A 12467-nucleotide genomic window follows, 5' to 3' on the forward strand; every position below is an offset into this window, starting at 1 on the left:
GGATGGGATGGTTAATTTTCGGTAAGTATAATATGCGGTCAGTTGTAAATAACCGTGACGTCGAAATCGCCGATATACGAACCTGGCGCCTGATTGCCTTCGATCTGCAGCGTTCCACCCATGTCGAGGCGGTAGACTCGTTGTCGCCCAAATCCAGAAATGACCACTAGGCGACCCGTTATATTGGTTACACCGATGGTGGCGCTGCCGTTAGACAAAGTTATATCGCCAGGAATGAACACAGTCCCACCCCGGTTGCCCGCTTGCTCCACTCGAAATTGAGCGGGGCCTCGGCCAGAGGCCGGCTGTGCCATATTGGTGGAAGAGGCGACGTCACCGACCGCGTCAAACGAACCATCGACATTGATGCGAATAGAACTTGCGGTGCCCGGTGACGCGAACCGACCGAAACGTAGGTCGGAAATCCGCTGAATAGTCGCCGGATCTGCCACCTCGGCGGCGGCCGCGCCCGATTCCTGAACGGTGTTACCTGGCTCTGCAAACGCCGATTGCGGCGCCAAAAGAGCAGCAATTGCTGCTGCAATTGCGTAAGAAGGGTGTTTGCGCATTGCTACGGCCTGACTGTGCAGTTTGGGTGCGAGACCGAAGCTGAGCCCAGTCCCGCACCTGCACTGCTAGCTTCAGTTGTAAGCGACCGTTACGTCGTAAGTCCCGGTGTAGACACCGGCCGACTCGCCGCCCGCTACGGTCAGGGTACCGCCAACGGAAAACGCAGCGGCGCCAGAACCGTTCAGGGTGCCGTCGGTCGGTGCGTTAGTGGTGAAGTTCATGGTGTCGGTTCCATTACCGACACTGCCCGCGCTCGTAGTGATGGAAAAACTACGGCTCGCATCACCAGCGACGGTGAAAGCATCAGCAGCTTCGGCCGAGCCACCAATGAGCGTCACATCGCCGGAATCGGTGCCGTCGCCAGCGAGGTCTACAACAACAGTGCCGCCATTGTCGCCGGTCGTGAAAGTGCCGAAATCAAGTGCGGCGTTGGTGACATGCGTAAGCGTGATCGGCGCAACGACCTCTGCAGTAGCAGAGCCCTGAGCGGTCGAAGTATCGCCGGGCGCAGCCATGGCTGGCGCGGAGACGACTGCCGAAGCGGCAGCAAGCAAAATAAGTTTTTTCAAGGTTGGTCCCCTTAAGGAATGTGGTCCAAGCGCATACCGGAGGCGTGCGCCAACAGGACGTATGCCGAATCATTCGTTCCCGTCGGGGTCGGTACTAGTCCGTATGGTCTTAAAAACTTCCTTCCGTTAGCTAAGTACGGAATTAACCATAACGGCGCGCCTCGCGCGTCCTCAGGCGTGATCTCTCCCTATCAGTTATATGAGATAACAACCGGCAGCGAGGAGCGGAATACATCGGATTTCGTTCCGGAAGGGACATGCAGAGTTCCACCGACAAAAAATCGGTCTTGCCCCTCCTGATCGAGCCGACCGCCGCTCGCAAGCGCGGGCTGATTGAAGCTACGGACCGCTAGCTGATTGACAACCAGCTCAGCACCGGTCTTTACCCCTCTCGCCGCGACGCTGCCGGGAAGACTCACGCGATAAGTCCGGTCGCCTTCGCCGGTAACAGAAAAACTGGCTCGGTGAGGTTTGCATGCCTCCTGAGAACCACAATTTGGGCGGGCAGACCTCGAATAGGTCGCCGGGCCGCCATCCGGTGCAACTTCGACGGTCCCGCCGCTATGCCGATCGACCGCAATGGACCCGAAAGAGAGATCGGAAAGCGCAACAGCGCGAATTGGCTCGACGACCGTCGCCTCAGCCCGCCCAGTAGATGAAACCTGCTCGCGCGCGGAAACTGACGTTCCGCCGATGCTCATCAGTCCTAGGACGGCCAAGATGCTTGCAAATATATAATTCTTCGGTCGTTTTTGGCTCATGGCCGCTCTTTCGAAATAATCCTTGCGTCTAAATTGATCGGAACGGTGAGATTGGCGCCACCGTAATTTCGTGTCACGTCGAGCCGCGCACCAAGAGAAAAACTTCTCGAACATACGCGCACTCGACAGTTTTCGATCTTGATCACCATAGCCTCACCAGGCGAAACGCGGGCATAACCGGGAAGGTCGGTCGCAAATCGAGACAATCTGGCATCGACACCGTCTTGGCGAACTTGCGTCGGAGCCGAGATGAACAACTCAATTTCGACATCCAGTGCTCGCCGACTTTCGTTACCGCGGTCGAACTGAACATTAAAACGTGCTGGACGTGGAATTGTTCCTTCAAGGGCCACGATGGACTGGTCCGACACGGTTCCAGATGGGCTGACAATGCGCGCTCCGCTGCCGAAAAGCATAAATGTCCCGAAAACCAGTTCGCTTTGGCTTATCACGCGAACGCTCGACGGCCTCGCATGAAGCAAGGAGGTTGTACAAATACTGGAAAGGATCAGAACGAAACCACACACCGAGGTCCAGATATAACTCCGAGACCCACCCATCGCCAAGCTTCCAACTCTCGTTTCAACGCTGAAACTACAACATAATCGCGCTGCAATCCCATGCATTTGCGACTTACGAGGCGAGCTGGAGCGCTTCTGTCTTATCATGCTCTGGTTTTTAAGGCATGATCGATGGATCGCAAGGTACTGCAAAAAATGGCGCACCCGAGAGGATTCGAACCTCTGGCCTCTGCCTTCGGAGGGCAGCGCTCTATCCAGCTGAGCTACGGGTGCAGATCGGCATGCGATCGCGCGCAACGAATTGCACTGGGCGCGGCGCTTAGCAAGAGCTGCGCGGCTGTGCCACACAATAATCGCCGCCATTTACGCAGTTAACTCTTCGGCAAGAGACTCGGACTAACCCTTGCCCCATCATGGCTGCGCTTCCTCCAGAACAAACCCGCGTCATGCGCGAAACGGTTGAGCAAGCCGCGCGGCCTGTCACCTCGCTGGCGGAGCGCTGGCAGTCGTTGCACGATCAGGCGGAAGAACTGGCGCGTTTCGCCGGGCTAGCGCCCGAAGCGATTGCGGCGGATGGCGGTGAATTCGTCGACTCGCTCGAAAATGCGCATGGCTGGCAGAGGGACCTCGCCTGGCAAGGCGTCGAGGATATCGATGCGATGATGCAGCCCGGCCTCTCCGCGCTCAAGGTGATTGCGGCCCGCGACCAAGATGTCGCTGCGCCCGCCCTCGCACTTTGGAGGGAATTCCATCTCGCCCGAGAAGCGGTGCTGGACGTTATCGGTATGCGCCGCACCCGCGACGCGGCTTGATCGCTCCCAACCACGCTTGACTGCGTTCGCGGTATGTTCCAATCATGCCGCATGACATCCGCCCCCTCCACAATGCTTGATTCGACCTCCACCGTCAGCGCGCAGGACGTTGCGCGCGGGATCATGCGGCTGTTTGCCCGCAACAATATCTGGTGCGTCACTGAAATGCCGCTGAAGAATGGGCGGCGCGCCGATTTGATGGGAGTGGATGCGAAAGGACTGGTCACCATCGTCGAGATCAAGGTGGCGCGCGGGGATCTTCTGGGTGATGCCAAATGGCCCGATTATCTCGATTTTTGCGACCGCTTCTACTGGGGCGTTCCGCCGGGTCTCGACCGCAGCCCGCTTGACGGGGAAGCGTACCAGCCGGAGGCCTGCGGAGTTATCGTCGCCGATGGATATGATGCGGAAATCGTGCGCCACGCTTCACTCGATCCGCTCGCGGCTGCACGGCGCAAGGTTCAGGTGGAGGCGCTCGCACGAACGGCGATGCGGCGGCACACCTGCCTGATCGATCCGCAATGCTGCGATGTCGATAGCGCCGGTTAGGCAGTTTCGCAGGCGCACAGTTTGCGCCTATGATCGGCCCGATGCTTCCCGCTGATACGCCAGTCCTGCTCGCTTTGCTGATCGTCAGCGCCGTCACGTCAGGTTTCGTGGCGCTGCGATACTTCGCCTCCTCAGGCCTTTTCGCCTGGATAACGCAGCGTGTCAGACCCGGCCTCTACGATGGCAAAGAGAGGCAGATCGGGCGAGAAATTCGCTGGTCGCTGATCGCGGCGTTCATCTACGGCACACCGGCGGGGATGGTGTTCTGGGCCTGGAACCACCTCGGCTGGACGCAGCTCTATACCGATTTCAGCGCTTATCCGCTGTGGTATCTTCCCGCCTCGGTTCTCATCTGCCTCTTCGCGCAGGATACGTGGTTCTATTGGAGCCACCGCGCCATGCACCACCCGAAGCTGTTCCGCGTCATGCATGCCGTCCATCACGACAGCCGGCCGCCCACATCGTGGACGGCGATGAGCTTTCATCCGATCGAATCGCTCACCGGCGCGCTTCTGATCCCGGTTCTGGTCTTCGTCGTCCCGATCCACATCGCCATGCTGGGCGTCGTCCTGACAGTCGCGACAGTCATGGGCGTGACCAATCACATGGGCTGGGAGATGTTTCCACGCGCGCTCGTTCATTCTCCGTTGGGAAATTGGATGATAACAGCGAGCCATCACGAAAAGCATCATGAACGGTATGGATGCAATTTCGGACTGTATTTTCGCTTTTGGGACCGGTTGTGCGGGACAGATCGGGGCCTTTCCAAGCGTATGGTCGAGCAGTCCGGCTATGGAGAGAAGGGGGTTCGGATATGAAACAATCGGGAATTTTCGCAGTAGGGGCCGTATTCGCGGCCATGGCAGCGCCTGCGACCGCCGGAGAGGTGACGATCACCGTCACGGACCTGCGCTCTACCGAAGGCGTTGTGCGCGCTTGTATGACAGCCAAGGAGGACGTTTTTCCCAAATGCATCAAGGATCCGGCATCGCACCGCACGGTCGTTCCCGCTGGAGAGGCAGTGACGATCCGGTTTACCGGGGTTGAACCCGGCAGCTACGCGATCGCGCTGCTCCACGACGAAAACGACAACGGCAAGGCCGACCGCGCGCTCGGGATGATGCCCAAGGAAGGCTACGGTTTCTCACGCGATGCAAAGGTTCGCATGGGTCCGCCCAAATTCAAGGACGCCGTCTTCGATCATGGCGCTGTGGCTCAGGACCTTACCATTACCATGCGATACTTCCTGTAGGGGTTCGATCGCACGAAGTACGGCTTCGTGACGCCATGACTTTGCCGACTGAATGCGCTGAGTTTTCCAAACTGACTTAACGCAATGTTTACCACGCATCTCCAGAACCAAGCCTGAAACCGTTTAACAAGGGGCGGATTAGGCAATGGACAATCTGCGGGGCACATTTGGTTCCAGCGACGTATCCGGCGACAGCCAGGACTGGGACAGCCACGAAGACGAAGACACGGCACGGGACCTGCCTCCTGAGGCAATCGGGCAGGACGAGCGCCGCATGCAGGTGCGCGCCTACAATCATTGGGCGAGCCTTCTGGGCGATCGCACCTTCCCCTCCATCGAAGACCTCGAACCGCAAAACCTGCCGGACTTCGGACCGAACAGCGTGCTGCTCGATTTTTCGGGCGGCATCGAAGATCCGGCAATTCAGTATCTCGGAGCCATGCTTGCCGAAGAATGCGGCGCCGAAGGGCACATTGCGAAGCTTTCCGACGTGCCGCCGCGTTCGCTGCTCAGCCGTATCACCGATCACTACATGCAGATCCTCGCCAACCAGGCTCCCATCGGCTTCGAAGCGGAATTCGTGAACCAGCGCGGCGCGTCGATCATGTATCGCGGCATCCTGCTGCCGTTTTCGAGCGACGATGAATCGATCGATTTCATTTATGGGGTGATCAATTGGAAGGAAGTGGCCGACCAGTTGACCGCCGATGAGCTACTGCTCGAGATCGACCAGGCGCTCGAATCTTCCGAATCCACTGAGGAAGGTGAGGACGAGCCGCACAAACACCATTCCGATCCTCTGACCGAGTGGGCGGACTCGCCCGCCAGTGAAACCGGTGACGAGCCCGTCGTCGATGCTCCCGATGATATGTACGAGGATGTGCTCGAGCTCGGCGCCCAGGAACAAGTCGCTGCCGAAGTGCAAGACCTCGGCGAAAGCGCTGCGGATCAGGACGGCGCCGACGCCTCCGACAAGGTGGCGTCACTAAGCGGCGTTCTGGGTGGGTCGCCCACGGATGACGATCTCCCACTGCCCGATTTTGGTCAGTACGGGCTCGACGATCCCGATGACGAGGACGAAGAGGAAGGCGATGGTGCAGGATACAGCTTCGCCTCGCTTTCCGATTACCTTGAAACGCCGGCCAAGAAAGCCGTCGATCTGGACGCAGAGCAATTCGATCCGTCCGACTACGAAATAGAGACCGCCGAAGAAGAGCCGGTGGTCGAAGAAACGGATGAGCTCGTCGACCCGATGGGCGGCGATTACTCGGCAGAGGCAGACAGCGTTTTTGGCGACGCCGAACCAGCCGAACAGTCAGACGGCGATGAGCCCAGCGAAGCGCCATTGTCGCAATCTGCCAATCTCACTGACCCAGCGCCTGAGCCGGTGACTTATGCGCCAGCTACCGCACTCGATGCGGACGTTGCCGAAGAGCCGGTAGCCGAGCTCGACGAAAACGCCGGTCTTCATGACTTCCTTGCGTCGGCCAGAGAGCTTGCCGAAGCTGCCCGGATTTCCGAGGATCGCAGCCGCACCGCGCTCTATGCAGCGGTTGGCCGCGCGTACGATTTCTCGCTGGTGGCAAAAGACGCGGGCGAAGATTACCGCGAGCTGCTCGAAGAAAGCGGCCTTACGCTGCAGGATCGCGCGCCGATGACCCCGGTGGTGAAACTCGTATTCGGCAGCGATTACGACAAGACCCGTCTGACCGAGTACGCCGCCGTCCTAAACCACGCGCATCGCCTGAAACTTGAGCGCGGCGCGCTTGCCGATTTCCTCGCCGACGCTAAAGGCGGCCTTAAAGGGGTGGTAGCGGCCGAACGGCGCATCCGCCGCGAGGAAGCTGGCAAACCCGTCGAGCCGGAGCATGAAATCCGCCTCGCCCTCGCTGAGAAACTCCGCGAGCTGGAGGAACTCACGCTTGAGGCGATCTCGGCCAAGGGTCCGGAATTCTCGCTCGTCATGGTTCGCCGAGACGGCCATGGCGGCGTGTCGGTCCTGGGCGAGATTGACGAGGATATTCCGCTCATCGAACGCGCGGCGAAGAAACTCGTCGGCTAAGCGATTGATTTAAATTTGTATCGGTTGGCGCTTGTCAATTGGCGCTGGCCGGTTGGCGGGGCCCTTCCGAGCCGCTAACCGCCTGCACCTATGTTTGGTCCTTTCGCGAATCGCGGTCCGCTCAGGGTTCAGCCCTTCTTTGGTTTTCGCAACGACAAGGGGCTGTTCCTGCCCGTGCGAGCGCTGCGAGGGCGCGAATCCGATTTCGGCGATCGCGGAATGTTTGGCTCACTGCAGACGATGCTGCGCCAATACGCATCGCATGAAGTCGAAGGGCTGAGCGTCGAGCTCGAATACGAGACCGGCTCCGGCGCCACGTTGCGGCAACAGGCGACAACAGGCGCGGAAGGCTTCGCCCATTTCGAAATACCGTTCGGCGATGAGCATGCGCTGCCAATGAGTTCAGGCTGGGAACGCGCGCGCTTACGCTGGTCCGCACACGAAAACGGCGGCGAGGCAGGTGAAACCACCGCTTTCGTGCTCGCGCCGGGACGCGATGCAGGGATCGGGGTCATCTCCGATATTGACGACACCATTCTCGAAACCGGGATCACCGGCAACGCGAGGGCCATCTTGCGCAATTGGAAGCGCGTGCTGATCCAGATGCCGGGCCAGCGCGTGGCCGTGCCGGGCGCTCAGGATTTCTATTCCGCGCTTGGCGGAGACGCCGAAGCTGCGCTGGCGGACAGCGATACGACCGTGCCGCAGGCGCGCCCTCGCCCCGTATTCTACGTGTCTTCGAGCCCCTGGAACCTCTTCAATTATCTCGTCGCCTACAAGCGCCAGCGCGAAATGCCGCTTGGTCCGATCATGCTGCGCGACTGGGGCTTCAACCGTAAGACGCTCGGGTCGGAGGGCCACGGCTCGCATAAAGAGAATGCAATCCTGCGAATCCTTGAAACCTACCCGCATATGCGCTTTGCCATGGTCGGAGACGACACGCAGAAGGACCTCGTTGCATTCGGGGCGATCGTCGAGAAGATGCCCGAGCGGATCGCAGCGGTTTTCATCAGGCAAGCGGCAGAAGCGCTTTCGGCGAAAGAAGAGACTGCACGAGCCGCGATCGAGGCAAATGGCGTGCCTCTATGGATGGGGGCCGATTACCGCGGCGCAAGCAAGTTCCTGAAACAGTCGGGGCTGGAACTCGACACGTCAATGGAAACGCTCGTCGAGACGGCGAGTGAAGGCGGAATATGACGGACAAGAAAAAGGCAGGAGCGCGCCGCATCGTGATCTGGATTATCGCCATCATCGGTATTGCCCTGCTTCTCGCAGCCGCCGCACTCCAGTTCGCCATAAGCCGTGACGGACCCGCGGTGCTCAGTGCGATCGACCGGATCGTGGGCGCATCGGACGGCGCCGAATACCAAACGACCATATCGACTGGGGATCATCCGCAGCAAAAGCTCGTGGTCTGGGCGCCGCAGGACGGGATATCCCGGCCTCGCCCGCTTCCGGTCTTGCTGTTTGTGCACGGAGGCAGCTGGCGCTCGGGCGATCCTGAAAGCTACGGCTTTATAGGACGCGCCTTTGTGCCAAAAGGGTTCGTCGTTGTGCTCGGAGGATACCGTCTGGGCGAAGCAGGAGCCTATCCGGCCATGCTTGAAGACACAGCAAGCGCGATCGGTTGGACGCACCGCAATATCGCAGATTATGGCGGCGACCCCGACCGGATCGTTATCGCCGGACATTCGGCAGGCGCCTACAATGTGGCCATGGCCGCTTTGGAAGAGCGCTGGCTGACGGCCGAGGGCCTCATGCCAAGCGATATTGCCGGAGTGGTTGGCCTCTCCGGCCCCTACGATTTTTACCCCTTCGATAGCGAATCGACCAAGAATGCGTTTGGACATGCGGAAGAGCCCGAACGGACGCAGCCAGCGGCGCATATCGGCTCCGATGCATCCAGCGGCACCCCGCCGGTCCTGCTAATCCACGGGGAGAAGGACACGCTGGTCTACCCTCGCAACACGCGCTTTCTCGCGGACAAGCTAAAGGCGGCGGGCGCCGGTGCGGAGACGCGTTTCTATTCCGAAATGGAGCATAACGATCCGCTCATCTCGCTTGCAGCCCCGTGGCGATCGCGGCGCGAAGTTGACGACAGGATCGCGCAGTTCGCCGCAGAGGTTACATCGCGCGACACGGTTTCAGTTTCCGTTCATGCCGAAACACGTTAGCACAGGAGCAATGATCGCTCCGCTCTCCTCCATCACCACGCCCAATGCGATGACGCGGCGCAATGCAGCCCGCCTGACAGCCTATGCGCTCGCGCTTCTCTCCGCCCTGATGATGGCAGCGAGCCCGGTTGCAGCCCAATCGATCCTGCGCGATGCGGAAACCGAGGCATTGCTGCACGACATGGCGGCGCCGCTGATCGAGGCGTCCGAGCTCGAGCCCGGCAATGTCGACATCGTCCTGATCAACGATCCATCGATCAACGCATTCGTTGCGGGAGGTCAGGTCGTGTATGTCCACGCAGGGCTGCTCAATGCCGCCGAAACTGCAAACGAAGTTCAGGGCGTGATCGCCCATGAGCTTGGGCACATTACCGCTGGCCACGTCGTCCGGTTCGGCGAGCGCACCAGCTCCGCGCAGGGAATCACTCTGCTTTCCCTGCTTCTCGGCGTGGGCGCAGCGCTCGCGGGTGCAGGCGACGCAGCCATTGGCGCAGTGCTCGCCGGGCAGCAGGCGGCGCTTGGCAGCTTCCTCGCTTTCAACCGCAACCAGGAAGCGGCCACCGACCTCGCTGGTGCGCGCTACCTGTCGGGCGCAGGCATTTCGGGACGCGGATCGCTCAAGTTCTTCGAACGGCTGCGTAACCTCGAAATTCGCCGCGGCTTCAGTCAGGCGGACGAAGCAGCCTATGGCCGCACCCACCCGCTTGCGGGCGACCGGCTGCAGACTTTGCGCGACCTTTACGAGGCCGACCCTGCTTGGGATGCGCCGGACGATCCCGAATTGCAGGAGCGTTTCCTCAGGGTTCGCTCCAAACTCTACGGCTTTCTTGCAGAGCCGCATCGCACCCTGAACCTCTATCCGGAAACCGATACCAGCGTCCCGGCGCGCTACGCGCGGGCATACGCGTTTCACAAGGATGCGCAGGTGGACAGAGCTTTGGCCGAAACTCAAGCGTTGCTGAAGCTCGAGCCCGACAATCCGTACTTCCTTGAGGTGGAAGGGCAGATACTGCTGGAATCGGGCCGGCCAGAGGACGCGCTTGTGCCGCTGCGCAAGGCGACCGACATCACGCTCAATCATCCGCTGATCGCAGGCATGTTCGGTCACGCATTGATCGCCACGGAGGATGAAGCAAACTTTGCCGAGGCTGAGCGCGTGCTGCGTGCCGCTGTCGCGAGGGATCGTTTCAATCCGTTTGCCTGGTATCAACTCGGCGTGGTTTATGCCGCACGCGGTGACATTCCGCGCGCACGCCTCGCCAGCGCCGAACAGCAAGTGATGAGCCGTCGTTACCCAGAGGCACTGCGCAATGCGCAGGCGGCAGAGGCGGGCCTGCCCGTTGGCTCAACCGACTGGATTCGTGCTCAGGATGTCGCCTTGCAAGCGCGCTCCGAACTGGAACGAATTCGCGACGCACGCTAAGGCTGGTGCTGCTTATTAACACGATCGAACCGGGCAATCATGGCATCAAGCTTTCTTAGATACCTGTTCCTAGCGTTCCTCGCGCTTCTATTCGGCTTTGCTGGCGCTGCGGCGTGGTCCTTTTCGGGCTTCGCCGACGATCGCACGCGCGCCTACATGATGGAGAATCCCGAAATTCTCGAAGAGCTTTTCGTCGCCCTGCAGGAAAAGCAGGGCCGAGAGCGGCTCGCTCAGCTGGGAGCAGACGTTTACGAACCTTTCCCCGGGGCGGTCATGGGCAACCCGAATGGCACAAAGGTGCTGGTCGAGTTTACGGATTACAATTGCGGATATTGCGAGGCGAGCGTGCCTGACGTGGCCCGGCTCATGGAAGAAGACCCGAATCTCAAGGTGATCCTGCGAGAACTGCCGCAATTCCAAGGCAGTGAGGGAGCGGCCCGCATGGCGCTTGCTGCGGCGCTGCAAGGCAAATACGGCGAATTCCACGAGGCCATGTTCAAGATGGGTCCGGCTAATCCGGAAACCGCCGAGATCGTGGCGCGCGATATCGGGCTCGATATGGAGCGCGCGCGCACCGACGCGGCATCAGACGCGGTCAGCCTCGAGCTGGCGCGTAACACCTCGCTCGCCCAGTCGCTCGGGTTCGGCGGAACACCCGGCTGGATTGCGGGCGACACACCGATCAGTGGGTATGTGGGGTATGACCGCATGAAGGAAACGCTCGCTCAGGCCGGACCGCCGCTCGGCAGTTGATGCGCACGGGCGCTCTGGCCTTCCTCGCAGTAGCGTTCGGCCTGATTGGTGCAGCTGCGCTCTCGGCGCAGGCGCCGGATAGTATCGAACTGGCGAAAGAGCGCGCCGCCATCGCGCAATTTCAGAGCCTCGATAAGCGATTGCAGGATATAGGCTGGCGCCTCGTCACCGCGAATGCGCCGTTTTGCGCAGACGCCATCCCTTCGATCGGCCTGCAATTGCATGATGCAGCGGGTTACAGCTCTCCTGCGACCACACGAGCTGCGCTGGGGCTCAATGGCGAGTTCGCGGTGCAGACTGCAGCGCGCGGATCGCCCGCAGCAAAGACCGGCGAGTTCGCGCGTAACCGGGAGATCACGCGCCTTGCGGGTAACCCGCTCAGCCGCTGGACTGCCGAGGCGCGTCTCGACTGGCGCCGCCTCGCTCGGGCACACAGCGTCATCGCCACACATTTACGGTATAATCAAAGCATAGCCTTCGAATTCGCCGATGGAGAGACGGTCGATGTCCGTCCCGTCATGGCCTGCCCCTCCAAATTCGAACTGACCGCCGATGGCGATCTCGCCCTCGCAGATGGCGAGCGGGTGGTCATCGGAGCCGGTTTCGGAGGCTTTGCCTATCCCGACGATCAGCTTGCAGCGGCTGTCGCTCATGAATTGGCGCACAACCTTCTGGGTCACAGAGCATGGCTCGATCATAGCGGTCGCAGCCAGCGCAATGTGAGAAAGAGCGAGCGCGAGGCAGATCGGCTGATGCCGTGGCTTCTTGCCAATGCTGGGTACGATCCTGCCGCAGCCATTTTGTTTCTCGAGCGCTATCAGCCGCCGAGCGGCGCCCTGCTGTTTTTCGCTGGTTCGCACGAAAAATGGAGCAAGCGAGCTGAGCGTGTGGGGGCAGAACTGCCCAAGATCGAGGCTGTCAGGGACTCGGGCGGTATGGCCGATTGGGCCGCGCATTTCGATCGTGAGACCCGCGCTGTAAACACCGTCAACAGCCCGGATTAACCGCCCTCGTGCGCCCA

The 12467-nt window shown here is 60.4% G+C and carries 13 protein-coding genes, 1 tRNA gene and 1 pseudogene; 10 read left to right on the top strand and 5 right to left on the bottom strand.

Annotated elements, in window-relative coordinates:
• Window positions 1-38 precede the first annotated feature (38 nt).
• The 5 genes from IB285_RS12715 to IB285_RS12735 form a co-directional block, all read right to left on the bottom strand.
• Complete coding sequence (locus IB285_RS12715; protein WP_190788514.1) at window positions 39-569, bottom strand: DUF4402 domain-containing protein; 531 nt, start codon at window positions 567-569, stop codon at window positions 39-41.
• Between the two features lie 72 nt (window positions 570-641).
• Window positions 642-1139: a DUF4402 domain-containing protein gene (locus IB285_RS12720; RefSeq protein ID WP_190788515.1), complete on the bottom strand. Its 498-nt coding sequence runs from the start codon at window positions 1137-1139 to the stop codon at window positions 642-644.
• 191 nt (window positions 1140-1330) lie between these two features.
• The gene (locus IB285_RS12725) at window positions 1331-1900 is read right to left on the bottom strand and encodes a DUF4402 domain-containing protein (protein WP_190788516.1); all 570 of its coding nucleotides are present in this window, start codon (window positions 1898-1900) and stop codon (window positions 1331-1333) included.
• Window positions 1897-2568 carry a DUF4402 domain-containing protein gene (locus IB285_RS12730; RefSeq protein WP_190788517.1) on the bottom strand — a complete coding sequence of 224 codons (672 nt, stop codon included), beginning with the start codon at window positions 2566-2568 and terminating at the stop codon, window positions 1897-1899. Before IB285_RS12730 ends, IB285_RS12725 begins: the two co-directional genes overlap by 4 nt.
• Window positions 2569-2617: 49 nt before the next feature.
• Window positions 2618-2694, bottom strand: a tRNA-Arg gene (locus tag IB285_RS12735).
• Window positions 2695-2834: 140 nt separating this feature from the next.
• Here IB285_RS12735 and IB285_RS12740 point away from each other — a divergent pair.
• The 10 genes and pseudogenes from IB285_RS12740 to IB285_RS12785 all read left to right on the top strand — a co-directional run bounded on the left by IB285_RS12740 (window position 2835) and on the right by IB285_RS12785 (window position 12450).
• Window positions 2835-3233 carry a hypothetical protein gene (locus tag IB285_RS12740; RefSeq protein ID WP_234033151.1) on the top strand — a complete coding sequence of 133 codons (399 nt, stop codon included), beginning with the start codon at window positions 2835-2837 and terminating at the stop codon, window positions 3231-3233.
• Window positions 3234-3284: 51 nt separating this feature from the next.
• On the top strand, window positions 3285-3782 hold the full coding sequence (locus IB285_RS12745; RefSeq protein WP_190788519.1) for an MmcB family DNA repair protein: 498 nt from the start codon (window positions 3285-3287) through the stop codon (window positions 3780-3782).
• Between the two features lie 41 nt (window positions 3783-3823).
• Window positions 3824-4600, top strand: coding sequence for a sterol desaturase family protein (locus IB285_RS12750; protein WP_190788520.1), 777 nt, complete (start codon window positions 3824-3826; stop codon window positions 4598-4600).
• Window positions 4597-5034, top strand: coding sequence for a DUF2141 domain-containing protein (locus tag IB285_RS12755; protein ID WP_234033152.1), 438 nt, complete (start codon window positions 4597-4599; stop codon window positions 5032-5034). Before IB285_RS12750 ends, IB285_RS12755 begins: the two co-directional genes overlap by 4 nt.
• Before the next feature lie 145 nt (window positions 5035-5179).
• Window positions 5180-5780: pseudogene (locus tag IB285_RS15225) on the top strand (PAS domain-containing protein); the annotation flags it as partial.
• 1406 nt (window positions 5781-7186) lie between these two features.
• Window positions 7187-8293: a phosphatase domain-containing protein gene (locus IB285_RS12765; protein WP_190788522.1), complete on the top strand. Its 1107-nt coding sequence runs from the start codon at window positions 7187-7189 to the stop codon at window positions 8291-8293.
• On the top strand, window positions 8290-9270 hold the full coding sequence (locus IB285_RS12770; protein WP_190788523.1) for an alpha/beta hydrolase: 981 nt from the start codon (window positions 8290-8292) through the stop codon (window positions 9268-9270). Before IB285_RS12765 ends, IB285_RS12770 begins: the two co-directional genes overlap by 4 nt.
• Window positions 9271-9280: 10 nt before the next feature.
• Window positions 9281-10693, top strand: coding sequence for a M48 family metalloprotease (locus IB285_RS12775; RefSeq protein ID WP_190788524.1), 1413 nt, complete (start codon window positions 9281-9283; stop codon window positions 10691-10693).
• A 39-nt stretch (window positions 10694-10732) separates the two neighbouring features.
• Complete coding sequence (locus IB285_RS12780) at window positions 10733-11446, top strand: DsbA family protein (RefSeq protein ID WP_190788525.1); 714 nt, start codon at window positions 10733-10735, stop codon at window positions 11444-11446.
• Window positions 11446-12450 (top strand): M48 family metalloprotease, encoded by a 1005-nt coding sequence (locus IB285_RS12785; RefSeq protein ID WP_190788526.1) that lies wholly within the window; start codon window positions 11446-11448, stop codon window positions 12448-12450. The genes IB285_RS12780 and IB285_RS12785 overlap by 1 nt, the downstream gene beginning before the upstream one ends.
• Window positions 12451-12467: the final 17 nt, after the last annotated feature.

This window comes from Erythrobacter rubeus, assembly GCF_014705715.1.
Classification (GTDB): Bacteria; Pseudomonadota; Alphaproteobacteria; order Sphingomonadales; family Sphingomonadaceae; genus Erythrobacter; species Erythrobacter rubeus.